Annotated in this window: 11 protein-coding genes and 1 tRNA gene; 10 read left to right on the top strand and 2 right to left on the bottom strand. The window is 61.5% G+C overall.

Going from position 1 to position 15906, the window contains the following annotated elements; all coding sequences use genetic code 11:
* Window positions 1–53 precede the first annotated feature (53 nt).
* Together HYPGJ_RS08795 and HYPGJ_RS08790 are read right to left on the bottom strand one after the other, a co-directional pair.
* Entirely contained in the window at window positions 54–386 is a 333-nt protein-coding gene (locus HYPGJ_RS08795) for a polymer-forming cytoskeletal protein (RefSeq protein WP_046846886.1), read from the bottom strand.
* A 147-nt stretch (window positions 387–533) separates the two neighbouring features.
* The gene (locus HYPGJ_RS08790; protein ID WP_046846885.1) at window positions 534–2099 is read right to left on the bottom strand and encodes a glucan biosynthesis protein D; all 1566 of its coding nucleotides are present in this window, start codon (window positions 2097–2099) and stop codon (window positions 534–536) included.
* A gap of 322 nt (window positions 2100–2421) precedes the next feature.
* On the opposite strand from HYPGJ_RS08790, the gene HYPGJ_RS08785 reads away from it, so the two are divergent.
* From HYPGJ_RS08785 to rpoC, 10 genes are all read left to right on the top strand, one after another.
* Window positions 2422–2805 (top strand): YbjQ family protein, encoded by a 384-nt coding sequence (locus HYPGJ_RS08785; RefSeq protein WP_046846884.1) that lies wholly within the window; start codon window positions 2422–2424, stop codon window positions 2803–2805.
* Window positions 2806–2955: 150 nt separating this feature from the next.
* Window positions 2956–3031: transfer RNA gene (locus HYPGJ_RS08780), tRNA-Trp, on the top strand.
* Between the two features lie 93 nt (window positions 3032–3124).
* Window positions 3125–3322, top strand: coding sequence for a preprotein translocase subunit SecE (gene secE / locus HYPGJ_RS08775; protein WP_041921556.1), 198 nt, complete (start codon window positions 3125–3127; stop codon window positions 3320–3322).
* Between the two features lie 50 nt (window positions 3323–3372).
* Window positions 3373–3948 carry a transcription termination/antitermination protein NusG gene (nusG, locus tag HYPGJ_RS08770; RefSeq protein WP_013215034.1) on the top strand — a complete coding sequence of 192 codons (576 nt, stop codon included), beginning with the start codon at window positions 3373–3375 and terminating at the stop codon, window positions 3946–3948.
* A 211-nt stretch (window positions 3949–4159) separates the two neighbouring features.
* Window positions 4160–4606 (top strand): 50S ribosomal protein L11, encoded by a 447-nt coding sequence (gene rplK, locus HYPGJ_RS08765; RefSeq protein ID WP_046846883.1) that lies wholly within the window; start codon window positions 4160–4162, stop codon window positions 4604–4606.
* A 4-nt stretch (window positions 4607–4610) separates the two neighbouring features.
* Entirely contained in the window at window positions 4611–5360 is a 750-nt protein-coding gene (gene rplA, locus HYPGJ_RS08760; protein ID WP_046846882.1) for a 50S ribosomal protein L1, read from the top strand.
* 328 nt (window positions 5361–5688) lie between these two features.
* Window positions 5689–6207 (top strand): 50S ribosomal protein L10, encoded by a 519-nt coding sequence (gene rplJ, locus HYPGJ_RS08755; protein WP_013215037.1) that lies wholly within the window; start codon window positions 5689–5691, stop codon window positions 6205–6207.
* Between the two features lie 112 nt (window positions 6208–6319).
* Window positions 6320–6697 carry a 50S ribosomal protein L7/L12 gene (gene rplL, locus HYPGJ_RS08750; RefSeq protein ID WP_013215038.1) on the top strand — a complete coding sequence of 126 codons (378 nt, stop codon included), beginning with the start codon at window positions 6320–6322 and terminating at the stop codon, window positions 6695–6697.
* A 257-nt stretch (window positions 6698–6954) separates the two neighbouring features.
* Window positions 6955–11106, top strand: coding sequence for a DNA-directed RNA polymerase subunit beta (gene rpoB / locus HYPGJ_RS08745; RefSeq protein WP_013215039.1), 4152 nt, complete (start codon window positions 6955–6957; stop codon window positions 11104–11106).
* Window positions 11107–11273: 167 nt separating this feature from the next.
* Entirely contained in the window at window positions 11274–15494 is a 4221-nt protein-coding gene (rpoC, locus tag HYPGJ_RS08740; protein ID WP_046846881.1) for a DNA-directed RNA polymerase subunit beta', read from the top strand.
* Window positions 15495–15906: the final 412 nt, after the last annotated feature.

Here is a 15906-nt window from a genome sequence, read left to right as displayed (position 1 = left end):
AAATTCGCTTGCCAACGCTTTGCAATCTTTGCGTCGGACGAGCAGCGAAGACCTTAAGTCAATTCCAGTGGAGCGGTGTGGCGGCGCGAGTTGCCTTCGAACAGGCAGCCGTCTTCCACGGAGAGATGCTTATGGAAAATATTCGCGGCGACGGCTGACGACGGCTTCAGAGTGATGTGCGTCGCGAAGATCTCGCCCGAGACTTCGCCGAGGATGGTCACGCGGTCGGCCTTGATCGTGCCGTCGACGATGCCACGCTCGCCGACGACGAGCGACATGCAGCTGATGTCGCCCAGAACGGTGCCGTCAATGACGACGGGACCGGGAAAATCGATGTTCTCCCGAATGCGAACCTTGGGCGGGATAGAGAAGACGCGATAGGACATGCGACACCGGTTAGGCCGAGTGCGTGGCGGTCACGCAGCGTCGCGTCAATCGATGGCAACAATTGGGCTTCAGTGAGGGGACTGGGGATTAGGGACTAGGGACTTCAAGAATTAGCGTTCGCGTCGTTTGAGAATTCCGAGCGGCGCTTATGGAAACGCCTGATAGATCCAGGTTTCGCTCAGCGCGACGCCGTCCTTCTGCAGAAACGCGCGCAGGTCGGCCTCTTGTCCATCGAGATCAGAGAGGTCGAACATCATTCGCCAACGCGTGGTGCCGACGACGGGGAAAGCTTCGACGCCCGAGATCTTGCCGCGCGTGGTCGTCACGACCGTGTGCGTGCCGCCGAAGCGGGTCTGCTCTTCGAGAACCTTGCCTTCGACGTCGATCATGAATTTGCGCGCGCCGGGCTTGGTGTGGCGCAGATCGAGGTCGCGTCCGCCGAGACCGCCGAGTCCGATGCGCGTTGCGACGATGCGGCCGACGTCGCCGGTCGGTGGGCCATCGACGCCCCAATACAGCCGATACTTCGTATTGATCACCGTGCCTTGGACGATCTTCTGCTCAGGCGTCCAGAACGCGACCATGTTGTCTTCGGTCTCGTTCGTCGTCGGCAGTTGCACGAGATTGACAGAGCCTTTGCCCCAATCGCCGAGCGGTTCGACCCACATGCTCGGGCGGCGATCGTAGAACAGGCTGTCGTCCTGATAGTTCTCGAAGTTGCGGTCGCGCTGAACGAGTCCGAAGCCTTTGGGATTTTCATCCGAAAAGCTGTTGGTGACGATGCGCGGCGGGTTGGCGACGGGACGCCAGATGCGTTCGCCGGCGCCGGTCCACAGCGAGAGGCCGTCGCAGTCGTGAACCTCAGGGCGCCAGTCGCCGCGGAAGTGCCCCGAATTTTCGCCGTACCAGAACATGCCGGTCAAAGGCGCGATGCCGAGCAAGTCGACAGGCGCACGGAAATAGAGTTCGCATTCGACGTCCTGCAACGCGCCGCCCTGGCCGCCTTGAATGCGGCGGCTGTCCATGCGGTAGGCGCCGGTCACGCTCTGACTTTCGAGAAGGGCGTAGATCGTCATGCCCGCACCGTTCTGTTCGAGCCAGAACGAGGTGAAACGCGGGAATTCTTCCGGTCGTCCGGTGTTGATGGCGAGACCGCGCGCCGATCCGCCGTACTGATCCTGCGGGTCAGAGGCACGGAAATAGGATGCGCCGAGATACGAGAGCCAGTCGCTGACGCCGCCGCGGCTCATCAGGCGGAAGCCCGCGAATCCGGCAGACTTCAACGTCCGCAACGGATGGTCGGAAGGCATGTTGAACAGGTCGGGCGTATAGACGACCTGACGTGCCTGGCCGTTCTCGATGACGTAGATGCTCACCGGTTCCGCGTAGAAACGTCCTTGCGGAAAGAGGCGCACCTTCTGCGCCCCCGGCACGTCGCGCCAAAGCTCCATCTCGGGCTTGTAAATCGCTTGCGCGAACGTATCGAACGTCATGCCGCGCAATGGATCGGAGTCGGCCGGTTTCGGAGGCGGTGTGTAAGGGGCCTTTGCCAGCTCCTTAGCGCGGATCTTGAGGTCGTCGAATGAGAACGGCTCGGCGTTTCCGAGCGCCATGGCCCCGACGGATGCGGCGCGTGCGGGAAGTGCCCAGCCCGCGACGGATGCGGCCAAGGCTCCGGAAAGAACATCTCGACGATGCGGTGTGAATGTCATGGCGCTGGCTTTGAACGAATAATAGGGGCGGGATTTAGTCGTCGTCAGGGAGGCAACGTATCGAGGGCGGGCAGGTGCCGCCACGAATGTGAGGCATTTAAGCTGATAACGTAAGGCGAGACGACGACAAGCCCCTTCGATTTAGATCGTGTTGATGCAACTTTGGGTTTGGTGGTGATCGACGGCGGCGCTGTCGCGAAGGCAAAAGTCCGGCGAGCAAACGTCGAGCGTTGCAACTTCAGCGGTCGCCAGCCAAGCTCTCTTGCATTAAGTTGCGTTCTGACGGCGCAATTCCGGACGCGGGGCGAAACAGGGGATTTTCATGCTGGTTGTTACGACGAATGAAATTCAAGGCTACCGCGTCGTGCGCCACCTTGGCCTGGTCCGGGGTTTGACGGTGCGTTCACGCAGTGTCGTCGGCAACCTCGGCGCCGCCATTCAGATTTTCTTCGGCGGCAATATCTCCGTGTACACCAAGCTCGCGGAGCAGGCCCGCCAGGAAGCTTTCGATCTCTTGGTCGAACACGCGCAAAGCATGGGCGCCAATGCCGTTATCGCGATGCGATACGATGCGAACGAGATTGCAGCCGCCGTCACCGAGGTGCTGGCTTACGGATCGGCCGTCGTTGTCGAACCGATCGCGGGTTCGGCGCAGTCGTCGCCCGGCGGTGGTGCCGGTGCTCCCGGCCCCTGGACCGGCCGTTGAAGCCCCGACCGTTCGACGGTTTCTATTGAATAACGGCAGCCGGGACAAAAAAGCTCGCGCATGGGGCTGACAAGGGCGATGACATCAGTTAAGGAAACACGCCCCGAAAGAGGCTGCGCGACGCCCGGGCTTTTGCTCGCGTCGGGTTTAAGGGGTGTAGCTCAATTGGTAGAGCGTCGGTCTCCAAAACCGAAGGTCGGGGGTTCGAGACCCTCCGCCCCTGCCAGCCTCAGCTAGGTCTGATCTGCCGACCGGCCCGGTCAATCAACGACGGGGCTGGAGCGGCATGTTGTCGCATCTGCGCATAGAAAGCACTTTAATGGCGAAGTTCAATCCCATAACCTTTATCCAGGAAGTTCGGCAGGAAGTCTCCAAGGTCACCTGGCCGAAATGGAAAGAGGTGTGGATCACGACTTTGATGGTGCTCATCATGGTCGCGTTCGCCTCTGTTTTCTTTTTGCTCGTCGATCAGGTTTTGAGCCACATCGTGCGCTTCGTTCTTGGGGTGGGCAGTTGAGCATCAGCTCTCGGTATTTGGCTTGGTGACGCGCTAGAGGGCGTTTGAGAATGGTTGTCGCGCAAGATCGCGAAGAAAAAAAGTCGGTGGCCGGAACGCGCTGGTACATCGTCCACGCCTACACGAATTTCGAGCGCAAGGTCGCCGACGCCATTCGCGAACGCGCGAAGGCCGGTGGTCTTGATGATCTGTTCGAAGAGATCGTCGTGCCGACCGAAGAGGTTGTCGAGGTCAAGCGCGGCCGCAAGATTCCGACCGAGCGCAAGTTTCTGCCGGGCTACGTGCTCGTCAAAATGAAGATGACCGACCAGGCGTTCGTGATGATCAAGAACACGCCGAAGGTCACGGGCTTTCTCGGTGCCGACAACAAGCCGATGCCGATCCCCGAGGATGAAGCGCTGCGCATCCTCAACCAGGTGAAGGAAGGCGTCGAGCGTCCGCGTCCGACGATCACCTTCGAGATCGGCGAGAACGTCAAAGTTGCCGACGGCCCGTTCGCGTCGTTCACGGGCGTCGTCGAAGACGTCGACGAGGAGCGGTCGCGGGTCAAGGTCGCTGTGTCGATCTTCGGCCGTCCGACGCCGGTCGAGCTCGAATTCGGGCAGGTCGAGAAGATTGCGAGTTGAGGGCGACGTTTCGGCGAACGTTGTGCCGGGACATTGCGCGAGAGTTCGAGAATTCCGGTGCTTCAGCATCGGGAACCGCGGCGGGGTTTCGGCTCTGGGGCGGTGACGTGCGGGAGGGCAGAGTTCGCGGTAAGCGATCCGGCCCGTTGAACCGCTAACCCTGAGCGTGACGTCCGAGGACGTCTTCACGCTCTAATGAGTGAAGGGGACTATGGCGAAGAAAGTCGACGGCTATATCAACCTACAGGTGCCGGCAGGCGCGGCGAATCCGTCGCCCCCGATCGGTCCCGCGCTTGGCCAGCGCGGCGTCAACATCATGGAATTCTGCAAGGCCTTCAACGCGAAGACGAAGGATCTTGAGCAGAGCACGCCGATCCCGGTGAAGATCACGGTCTATTCCGACCGTTCCTTCACGTTCGAGATGCGTAACCCGCCTGCAACCTTCCTGATCAAGAAGGCCGCGGGCCTTCGTCCGACGGGCAAGGGTGGCACGGGCTCCAAGGAGCCGGGCCGTGCGGTTGCCGGACAGGTGACGATTGCGCAGCTGAAAGAGATTGCCAAGGGCAAGCTCAAGGACATGAACACCGACGATATCGATGCCGCCGCCCGCACGCTTGCAGGCAGCGCGCGCTCGATGGGTCTCAAGGTGGTGGAGTAGTCCGATGGCAAAAGCTCAAATCAGCGCTGAGAAGATCAAGGAAACGCGCGAAGCCGGCGGCAAGCGCATGCTCGTCGTCAAGCAGGGACTGCCCGCAGGCAAGTCTTATGGCGTCGACGAAGCCGTGAAGATCCTGAAGGACCGCGCCAAGGCGAAGTTCGACGAGACGATCGAAGTCGCAGTCAACCTCGGCGTCGATCCCAAGCACGCCGATCAGATGGTGCGCGGCGTCTGCAATCTGCCGAACGGCTCGGGCCGCACGGCGCGCGTCGCTGTTTTCGCGAAGGGCGCCAAGGCTGACGAAGCCAAGGCAGCGGGCGCGGACATCGTTGGCGCGGAAGACCTCGTCGAGATCGTCTCGAAGGGCACGATCAACTTCGATCGCTGCATCGCGACGCCGGACATGATGGGTCTTGTCGGACGCCTCGGCAAAGTGTTGGGCCCGCGCGGCCTGATGCCGAACCCGCGCGTCGGAACGGTGACGATGGACGTCACCACCGCCGTCAAGGGCGCCAAGGGCGGTTCCGTCGAGTTCCGCGTCGAGAAGGCCGGCATCGTTCACGCCGGCGTCGGCAAGGCGAGCTTCTCGCAGGAAGCGCTCGTCCAGAACATCAAGGCGTTCGTTGATGCGGTCGTGAAGGCCAAGCCGACGGGCTCCAAGGGCACGTACCTGAAGAAGGTGTCGGTGTCGTCGACGATGGGGCCCGGCCTCAAGCTCGACACCGCGACCGTTTCGTCGGGACCCGTGGTCTAAGATTTTTGCGAATTCCGGGGCAACCCGGAAAACCCGGACCGGGGCTTTCGAGCTCCGGTTCGAAACTGTCCGAGACTGTAGGTGCCAGCCCGTTCGCGGGTCGGCCGAAATCTCTTCCGGGAGAGCCTGCATGAGACAGAAGTGGATCGGATTTGAGGCGCAGGCCTCGCATTCGGTTTGAACCTTCTGGGTCAGCACCGTGCCGCCGTTCAAGCGGTGCACGGGAACGAGGACAGACTACCCGTCGTCCGATTCCGCTCGCGGGACGGGCGGCAAGGTGCAACCCGCGGAGCTTCGCGAATGAGGCTTCGCAGCAAGGAGACGAGACGTGGATAGAGCCGCGAAACGTGAGCTCATCGATCATCTCCATGCCGAGCTGAAAAGCACCGGCGTGGTTGTGGTCGCCCACAACACCGGCCTCGTGGCCGCCCAATCCGCAGATTTCCGCAAGCGCGTCAAAGACGCTGGCGGCTCTGTGAAAGTGGCCAAGAACAAGCTGGCGCAGCTCGCGCTCAAGGATACCGACGCCGAACAGCTTTCAGGTTTGTTGAAGGGGCCGACCATTCTGGCCTTCTCGAAAGACCCGATCGCCGCGGCGAAGGCTGCCGTTACGTATGCCAAGGCGAACGAAAAGCTCGTGATCCTCGGCGGCGCGATGGGCAAGACCATCCTCGACGCGAACGGCGTGAAAGCGCTCGCCGACCTGCCATCGCTTGATGAACTGCGCGCCAAACTCATCGGTCTTCTCAACGCTCCGGCGACGAAAATCGCTCGGACCGTCAAGGAGCCGGGAGCCCAGCTCGCACGCGTCATTCAGGCCAAGGCAGCAAAAGGCGAGGCCGCATAGCTGGCTGACGACTGTTGTGGGGCTTTCGAGCCCGCAAACGCTAACGCAGCGCAAGCCCTGGGACAGGGTGCTGCAACTCAACCTCTAGGTTCAAACCGTAAGGACACTATATATGTCGAAGATCGAGAAAATCGTTGATGACCTGTCGAGCCTCACCGTGCTCGAAGCTGCTGAACTCGCCAAGGCTCTCGAAGAGAAGTGGGGCGTTTCGGCCGCTGCTGCTGTCGCCGTCGCTGCTGCTCCGGGTGCCGGCGCTGCTGCCGCTCCTGCCGAAGAGCAGACGGAGTTCACCGTCATCCTGAAGTCGGGTGGCGACAAGAAGATCAACGTCATCAAGGAAGTTCGCGCCATCACGGGTCTCGGCCTGAAGGAAGCCAAGGACCTCGTCGAGGCCGGCGGCAAGACCGTGAAGGAAGGCGTTTCGAAGGACGAAGCCCAGAAGCTGAAGAAGCAGCTCGAAGATCAGGGCGCCGTCGTCGAAGTGAAGTGATGATCCATCGACACCGGCCGGGCCGCTCCCGGTCGGTGTCGATGTCTATTCATACCGCGCCTTCCGGCCGGCTCTGTGGAGGAGAGTCGGAATGCGCAAATGAAGAACGGTTTTCCGGAGGGCCTGAGGTTCGAGCAACCTCGAAAAGGGCCCTCCGGTGAACCGTTTCAGGAGCGCCCCCGTCAGTTCGGGGTGCTCGACGGCCGAAAATTGGATCGCGGGGCCTCCCCCGCATACGAGAGCACGAAGGGACCGACATGGCTCAAACCCTCACAAGCCGCAAACGCCTCCGCAAGCAGTTTGGTTCTATCGGCGAAGTCGCTGAGATGCCGAATCTCATTGAGGTTCAGAAAGCATCCTATGACGACTTTCTGATGGTCAAGGAACCTCCGGGCGGCAGGTCGGATGATTTCGGCTTGCAGTCGGTTTTCAAGGGCGTGTTTCCGATTTCGGATTTCGCCGGCAAGTCGACTCTCGAATTTGTCAGCTATGAGTTCGAACCGCCGAAGTTCGACACCGACGAGTGCATGCAGCGCGACATGACGTATGCGGCGCCGCTCAAGGTGAAGCTGCGCCTCATCGTGTTTGATATCAACGAAGAGACGGGCTCCAAGTCGATCAAGGACGTCAAGGAGCAGGACGTCTACATGGGCGACATGCCGCTCATGACGCTGAACGGCACCTTCATCATCAACGGCACCGAGCGCGTGATCGTCTCGCAGATGCACCGCTCGCCGGGCGTCTTCTTCGACCACGATCGCGGCAAGACGCATTCGTCCGGCAAGCTGTTGTTCGCGGCTCGCATCATTCCGTATCGCGGTTCGTGGCTCGACTTCGAGTTCGACGCGAAGGATATCGTCTACGTGCGCATCGACCGTCGCCGCAAGCTGCCGGTGACGACGATGCTGTATGCGCTGGGCCTCGACGACGAGCAGATCCTCGCGCACTTCTACAAGCACATCCCGATCAAGGAATCGAAGCGCGGCTGGAAGATGCCGTACATTCCGGAGAAGTTCCGGGGCATCACACCGCAGTCGGACATCGCCGATGCGAAGACGGGTGAAGTCATCGCGCGCCAGGGTGAGAAGATCACGGCACGGCGTGCGCGTGAGCTTGCCGAAAGCGGCGTCAAGGAAATCCTGATCTCGGCTGAAGATCTCGCCGGGCGCTTCATCGCGGAAGACATCGTCGATCTCGAGACCGGCAAGATCTTCGCGGAAGCTGGCGACGAACTCGACGCCAATCTGCTCGCCGAACTCAAGGAGCAGAAGGTCAAGGAATTCCATATCCTCGACATCGACTACGTCAACGTCGGCGCGTTCATCCGCAATACGTTGAACATCGACAAGAACGCCAATCAGCAGGAAGCGCTGATGGACATCTACCGGGTCATGCGCCCGGGTGAGCCGCCGACGATCGAAGCGGCGACCGCGCTGTTCCACGGCCTGTTCTTCGACCCGGAACGGTTCGACCTCTCGGCAGTTGGCCGGGTGAAGATGAACATGCGCCTCGAACTCGATGCGCCGGATACGATGCGCGTTCTCCGCAGGGAAGACATCCTTGCGGTCGTGAAGACGCTTGTCGATCTCCGCGACGGCAAGGGCGAGATCGACGACATCGACCATCTCGGCAACCGCCGTGTGCGCTCGGTCGGCGAGCTGATGGAAAATCAGTATCGCGTCGGCTTGCTGCGCATGGAGCGCGCCATCAAGGAGCGCATGTCGTCGGTCGATATCGACACGGTGATGCCGCAGGATCTGATCAACGCGAAGCCGGCCGCCGCTGCCGTGCGCGAGTTCTTCGGTTCCTCGCAGCTTTCGCAGTTCATGGACCAGACAAACCCGCTGTCGGAAATCACCCACAAGCGCCGTCTTTCGGCTCTTGGACCGGGCGGTCTGACGCGTGAGCGCGCGGGCTTCGAAGTCCGCGACGTGCATCCGACGCACTACGGCCGCATCTGCCCGATCGAGACGCCTGAAGGCCCGAACATCGGCCTCATCAACTCGCTCGCGACGTTCGCACGCGTCAACAAGTACGGCTTCATCGAGAGCCCGTATCGCAAGGTCATCAACGGCCGTGTGACGAACGAGGTCGTCTATCTTTCCGCCATGGAAGAGATGCGCCATCACGTTGCGCAGGCGAATGCCGAGATCGACGCCAAGGGCAAGATGACGGAAGACCTCGTCACCATCCGCCACAACGGCGACGTGACGCTCGTCCCGACGGACAAGGTCGATTACATCGACGTGTCGCCGAAGCAGCTCGTGTCGGTCGCCGCGGCGTTGATTCCGTTCCTCGAGAACGACGACGCCAACCGCGCGCTGATGGGCTCGAACATGCAGCGTCAGGCCGTGCCGCTGATCAAGGCGGAAGCGCCGCTGGTCGGCACCGGCATGGAAGAGCGCGTCGCGCATGACTCGGGCGCCGCGATCGCCGCGCGCCGCACGGGCATCGTCGATCAGGTCGATGCGACGCGTATCGTTATCCGCGCGACGGAAGAGCAGGACCCCTCGAAGCCGGGCGTCGACATCTATCGTCTGCGCAAGTTCCAGCGCTCGAACCAGAACACCTGCATCAACCAGCGGCCGCTGATCAACGTCGGCGACCATGTGCATGCGGGCGACATCATCGCCGACGGTCCGTCGACCGAACTCGGCGAACTGGCGCTCGGCAAGAACGTGCTCGTCGCGTTCATGCCGTGGATGGGCTACAACTTCGAAGACTCGATCCTGATGAACGAGCGCGTCGTCTCGGAGGACGTGTTCACCTCGATTCACATCGAGGAATTCGAGGTGATGGCGCGCGACACGAAGCTCGGGCCTGAGGAAATCACACGCGATATTCCGAACGTCTCGGAAGAAGCGCTGAAGAACCTCGACGAAGCCGGCATCGTCTATATCGGCGCCGAAGTGCATCCGGGCGACATTCTCGTCGGCAAGATCACGCCGAAGGGCGAGAGCCCGATGACGCCGGAAGAGAAGCTGCTCCGCGCCATCTTCGGCGAGAAGGCGTCCGACGTTCGCGATACGTCGCTGCGTCTGCCGCCGGGCGTCGCCGGAACGATCGTCGAAGTGCGCGTCTTCAACCGTCACGGCGTCGAAAAAGACGAGCGTGCGATGGCGATCGAGCGCGAGGAAATCGAACGCCTCGCCAAGGACCGCGACGACGAGCTGCAGATCCTCGACCGCAACGTCTACGCACGTCTCAAAGACGCGCTGATGGGCAAGGAAGTCGCCAAGGGTCCGAAGGGCGCTCGCAAGGGCACCACGATCGACACCGCGATCCTCGACGACATTCCGCGCAGCCAGTGGTGGGAAATCGGTCTCGCGAACGAAAAGGCGCAGGCCGAAGTCGAAGCCATTCAGAAGCAGTACGAAGACGCGAAGAAGGGTCTCGGCCTGCGCTTCGCCGACAAGGTCGACAAGCTGCAGCGCGGCGACGAGCTGCCTCCGGGCGTCATGAAGATGGTCAAAGTCTTCGTCGCCGTGAAGCGCAAGATCCAGCCGGGCGACAAGATGGCCGGCCGTCACGGCAACAAGGGCGTCGTGTCGATGATCGTCCCGTCGGAAGACATGCCGTTCCTCGAGGACGGCACGCCGGTCGACGTCGTTCTGAACCCGCTCGGCGTGCCGAGCCGCATGAACGTCGGACAGATCCTCGAAACGCACATGGGCTGGGCTTGCCGCGGTCTCGGCCGCCTGATCGACGACGCATTGCATCAGTTCCACGAGAGTGGGCAGGCGAAGGCGTTGCGCGATCAAATGGCGAAGGTCTACGGCGACGAGATCAAGCCGACGATGAAGGACGATGAACTCGTCGGTATCGCCGAAAACCTGCGCAATGGTGTTCCCATCGCGACGCCGGTGTTCGATGGCGCGCGCGAAAAGGATATCGTCGAGATGCTGCAGCTTGCAGGTTTCGACACGTCAGGTCAGGTGACGCTGTTCGACGGCCGCTCCGGCGAGCCGTTCGATCGGAAAGTTACCGTCGGCTACAAGTACGTTCTGAAGCTGCACCATCTTGTCGACGACAAGATCCACGCGCGTTCGATTGGACCGTACTCGCTCGTCACGCAGCAGCCGCTGGGTGGCAAGGCGCAGTTCGGCGGTCAGCGTTTCGGCGAAATGGAGGTCTGGGCGCTGGAAGCGTACGGCGCCGCCTACACGCTGCAGGAAATGCTGACGGTGAAGTCGGACGACGTTGCGGGCCGCACCAAGGTCTACGAAGCGATCGTTCGCGGCGACGATGCCTTCGAAGCCGGCGTTCCCGAAAGCTTCAACGTGCTCGTCAAGGAAATGCGTGCGCTCGGCCTCAACGTCGAGCTCGTCAACAGCGAAGCGCAGCCTCCGGAAGTGGAAGAAGCCGAACCGGAAGCGCCGCAGGCACAGCTGCCCCCGGCAGCCGAATAACACAATCTCACCTCTCCCCGCGTGCGGGGGGAGGACCGGGGTGAGGGGCAGTCTCACGCGACGACGCTGCTGCCCCTTACCCGAACCCTCTTCCCGCCCAGCGGGATGAGGGCCTGAAAATTCCACGGGCCTGGCGTTGCCCCGCTGAGCCCTCGAGGAGACAGCCGATGAACGAAATCACCAATATCTTTAAATCGCAGGCTCCGATCCCGACCTTCGACCAGATCCGCATTTCGATCGCCTCGCCCGAGGATATCCTTTCCTGGTCGTACGGCGAGATCAAGAAGCCCGAGACGATCAACTACCGGACCTTCAAGCCCGAGCGCGACGGCCTGTTCTGCGCGCGCATCTTCGGACCGATCAAGGACTACGAATGCTTGTGCGGCAAGTACAAGCGCATGAAGTACAAGGGCCTGATCTGCGAAAAGTGCGGCGTCGAGGTGACGCTTGCAAAGGTTCGCCGCGAGCGCATGGGCCACATCGAGCTTGCGGCGCCGGTCGCGCACATCTGGTTCCTCAAGTCGCTGCCGTCGCGCATCGGCCTGCTCATGGACATGGCGCTCAAGGATCTCGAGCGCGTTCTCTATTTCGAGAACTACGTCGTCATCGAGCCGGGCACGACGCCGTTCCAGGAAAAGCAGCTGCTTACGGAAGAGCAGTACAACCAGGCGATCGATGAGTACGGCGCCGATACGTTCACGGCCGGCATCGGCGCGGAAGCGATCCGCGAGTTGCTGTCGGCGATGGACCTTCCGAAGATCGCCGTCGATCTCCGTCAGGAAATCGCTGAGGCAACGACCGAGCTGAAGCCCAAGAAGCTCGGCAAGCGCCTCAAGGTCATCGAAGCGTTCATGGAGTCGGGCAACCGTCCGGAGTGGATGATCCTGACGCAGGTTCCGGTCATTCCGCCGGAACTGCGTCCGCTCGTGCCGCTCGATGGCGGCCGCTTCGCCACGTCGGACCTCAACGATCTTTATCGCCGCGTCATCAACCGCAACAATCGTCTGAAGCGGCTGATGGAACTGCGTGCGCCCGACATCATCATCCGCAACGAGAAGCGCATGCTTCAGGAAGCGGTCGATGCGCTGTTCGATAACGGCCGTCGCGGCCGCGTCATCACCGGCGCCAACAAGCGTCCGCTGAAGTCGCTCGCCGACATGCTGAAGGGCAAGCAGGGCCGCTTCCGTCAGAACCTGCTCGGCAAGCGCGTCGACTATTCCGGCCGTTCGGTCATCGTCGTCGGTCCGGAACTCAAGCTGCACCAGTGCGGCCTGCCGAAGAAGATGGCGCTCGAGCTGTTCAAACCGTTCATCTATGCGCGTCTGCAGACGCTCGGTCAGGCGGCGACCGTGAAGCAGGCGAAGAAGCTCGTCGAAAAAGAAAAGCCGGAAGTCTGGGACGTCCTCGACGAGGTCATCCGCGAACATCCGGTGATGCTGAACCGTGCGCCGACGCTGCACCGTCTCGGCATTCAGGCGTTCGAGCCACAACTGATCGAAGGCAAGGCGATCCAGCTTCACCCGCTGGTCTGCGCCGCGTTCAACGCTGACTTCGACGGCGACCAGATGGCCGTGCACGTTCCGCTGTCGCTCGAAGCGCAGCTCGAAGCGCGCGTCCTGATGATGTCGACGAACAACATCCTGCATCCGGCGAACGGCTTGCCGATCATCGTGCCGTCGCAGGACATCGTGCTCGGTCTTTATTACCTTTCGATGCAGCGTGAAGGCGAGCCCGGCGAAGGCATGCTGTTCGGTTCGATCAACGAAGTGCAGCACGCGCTCGAAGCCAAGGCCGTGTCGCTGCACGCCAAGGTCAAGGGCCGCTTCATCACGACGAACGACGCTGGCGAAGAGGTCGTCGAAATTCACGAGACGACGCCGGGCCGTCTGCTTCTGGCTCAGAACCTGCCGAAGATGCCGGGCGTCAAGTTCGCGCTCGTCAACCAGCTTCTGACGAAGAAGAACATCTCGGGCATGATCGACGCCGTCTACCGCAACTGCGGTCAGAAAGAGACGGTTATCTTCTGCGACCGCATCATGGCGCTGGGCTTCCACCATGCGTTCAAGGCCGGCATCTCGTTCGGCAAGGACGACATGCAGATCCCGGACAGCAAGGAAAAGATCGTCGAGAAGACCAACGTCGAAGTTCGCGATTTCGAGCAGCAGTATCAGGACGGCCTGATCACGCAGCTCGAGAAGTACAACAAGGTCGTCGACGCGTGGTCGCGTTGCACCGACCAGATCGCGAAAGAAATGATGGATCGCATCTCCGCGGTTCAGAAAGATCCGAAGACCGGCCGCGACCGGCCGATCAACTCGGTCTACATGATGAGCCACTCGGGTGCGCGCGGTTCGCCGGCGCAGATGAAGCAGCTCGCCGGTATGCGCGGCCTGATGACGAAGCCTTCGGGCGAAATCATCGAGACGCCGATCATCTCGAACTTCAAGGAAGGCCTCTCCGTTCTCGAGTACTTCAACTCGACGCACGGCGCCCGCAAGGGTCTGGCTGACACCGCCTTGAAGACGGCGAACTCCGGATACCTGACGCGCCGTCTCGTCGACGTCGCGCAGGATGCGATCATCTCGGAAGTCGATTGCGGAACCGATGCCGGCATCAACGTGCAGGCCGTCGTCGACGCCGGTCAGGTTATCGTGTCGCTCGCGGCGCGCGTGCTTGGCCGTACGGCTGCGGAAGACATCACGCATCCGGCCTCGGGCGAAGTCATCGTTGCCAATGGCGAACTGATTGAAGAACGCCATGCCGAGGCGATCGCCAAGGCCGAGATCCAGGAAGTCCGCATCCGCTCGGTGCTGACCTGCGAGACGATCAGCGGCGTTTGCGCCAAGTGCTATGGCCGCGACCTCGCGCGCGGTACGCCGGTCAACATCGGTGAAGCTGTCGGCGTCATCGCCGCGCAGTCGATCGGTGAACCCGGCACGCAGCTCACGATGCGTACGTTCCACATCGGCGGCACGGCGAACCTCGTCGACTCGTCGTTCATCGAGTCCAACTTCAACGGCACGGTGAAGCTCAAGAACCGCGCCATCGCGAAGGATTCGAAGGGCCAGAACGTCGCGACGAGCCGCATCATGTCGGTCATCATCGTCGACCAGTCCGGCAAGGAACTCGCGACGCACAAGATCACCTACGGCGCCCGCGTCTTCGTCGACGAAGGCGATACCGTGAAGCGCGGCACGAAGATCGCGCAGTGGGATCCGTACACCCGTCCGATTCTGTCGGAAGCCAACGGCTCGGTCGACTTCGAGGATTTGATCGAAGGCGCATCGGTTCGCGAGCAGACCGACGAAATGAAGGGTACGTCCAACCGCGTCATCGTCGATTGGCGGGCCTCTCCGCGCGGCGCCGAGCTGAAGCCGGCGATCGTGATCAAGGACTCGAAAGGCAAGCCGATCAAGGTCGCGCGCGGCGGCGACGCACGCTATCTGCTGTCGGTCGATGCCGTTCTTTCGGTCGATCGCGGCAGCGAAGTGAAGGCGGGCGACGTGCTTGCGCGTATTCCGACGGCGTCGGCGAAGTCGGGCGATATCACGGGCGGTCTGCCGCGTGTCGCGGAACTCTTCGAAGCGCGGCGTCCCAAGGATCACGCGATCCTGGCGGATATCTCGGGCACGATCGAGTTCGGCAAGGACTACAAGAACAAGCAGCGCATCACGATCAAGCCTGACGACGAGTCGGCAGAGCCGGTCGAATACTTGATCCCGCGCGGCAAGAGCTTGGCTGTCCAGCACGGCGACCGCGTCGAGCGTGGCGATTTCGTCTACGACGGAAACCCGGCACCGCACGACATCCTGGCGATCAAGGGCGTCGAGGAACTCGCGAACTATCTGATCAACGAGATCCAGGACGTCTATCGTCTGCAGGGCGTGACGATCAACGACAAGCACATCGAGGTGATCGTTCGCCAGATGCTGCAGAAGGTCGAGATCACGGACGCCGGCGAGACGGAACTGATCAAGGGCGAGCAGCTCGACAAGATCGAGTTCGACGAGGTCAATGCCGCGGCTCAGAAGGCCGGCAAGCGGGCAGCAACGGCGACGCCGGTTCTGCTCGGCATCACCAAGGCCTCGCTGCAGACGCGGTCCTTCATCTCGGCGGCATCGTTCCAGGAAACGACGCGCGTTCTCACCGACGCTGCGGTCAACGGCAAGTCGGATACGCTCGAAGGCCTGAAAGAGAACGTCATCGTCGGCCGTCTGATTCCGGCCGGTACGGGCGGCATGCTGCGCCAGCTCCGCAAGGTTGCGACGCAGCGCGATGATCTGATCGCGAAGGAAAAGGCGAAGTCGGGCAATCTGCCTTCGCCCGACGGAACGTCAGGTCCGGCAGCGCGCCGCCGCCGCCGTCCGCAGGAAGAAGCCGCAGAGTGACGCGCGGCTTCGATCTGAGCTGATTGATTGTTTGAACGGCCGTCTCCTCAAGAGGCGGCCGTTCTATTTTAGCGCAAGGCGGGTGAATCAAAGCCATCGCGCGTCGCGTGCTTAAATTTACGTTGCGGTGACGGCGGTAAATTCTTCGGGCAGACAACCGGTCGCAGCTCAATTTGCCGATTTCGGCATGAACGGGCGAAAATAATCTCTTTCGATGCGGGCCGGGCTGTTGACCAATATTGCGGGTGCATATATAGCTCCGCCCACTCTCACGGAAGGTGGTAGGTCGTCCGGCGCTCTTAGCGCCATTTTGGGCCTAAACGCTCCCGTTTATAAAGCAGAGCATATCGACGGGCCATGATCTGCCACCTGAACGGGCGGCACGATCCTCTGGTTTTTTCATGCCAGGGGC

It is taken from the genome of Hyphomicrobium sp. GJ21, assembly GCF_001006785.1.
GTDB lineage: Bacteria > Pseudomonadota > Alphaproteobacteria > Rhizobiales > Hyphomicrobiaceae > Hyphomicrobium_B.
The sequence above is the reverse complement of the archived record's forward strand: the minus strand, read 5'-3'. Positions and strand labels throughout refer to the sequence as shown.

Bases quoted from the DNA above. Each gene is read 5' to 3' on its own strand.
- nusG (WP_013215034.1), top strand. From the start codon at position 3,373: ATGGTTGTCGCGCAAGATCGCGAAGAAAAAAAGTCGGTGGCCGGAACG.
- rpoB (WP_013215039.1), top strand. From the start codon at position 6,955: ATGGCTCAAACCCTCACAAGCCGCAAACGCCTCCGCAAGCAGTTTGGT.
- HYPGJ_RS08785 (WP_046846884.1), top strand. From the start codon at position 2,422: ATGCTGGTTGTTACGACGAATGAAATTCAAGGCTACCGCGTCGTGCGC.
- HYPGJ_RS08790 (WP_046846885.1), bottom strand. From the start codon at position 2,099: ATGACATTCACACCGCATCGTCGAGATGTTCTTTCCGGAGCCTTGGCC.
- rplK (WP_046846883.1), top strand. From the start codon at position 4,160: ATGGCGAAGAAAGTCGACGGCTATATCAACCTACAGGTGCCGGCAGGC.
- secE (WP_041921556.1), top strand. From the start codon at position 3,125: ATGGCGAAGTTCAATCCCATAACCTTTATCCAGGAAGTTCGGCAGGAA.
- rplA (WP_046846882.1), top strand. From the start codon at position 4,611: ATGGCAAAAGCTCAAATCAGCGCTGAGAAGATCAAGGAAACGCGCGAA.
- rplL (WP_013215038.1), top strand. From the start codon at position 6,320: ATGTCGAAGATCGAGAAAATCGTTGATGACCTGTCGAGCCTCACCGTG.
- HYPGJ_RS08795 (WP_046846886.1), bottom strand. From the start codon at position 386: ATGTCCTATCGCGTCTTCTCTATCCCGCCCAAGGTTCGCATTCGGGAG.
- rpoC (WP_046846881.1), top strand. From the start codon at position 11,274: ATGAACGAAATCACCAATATCTTTAAATCGCAGGCTCCGATCCCGACC.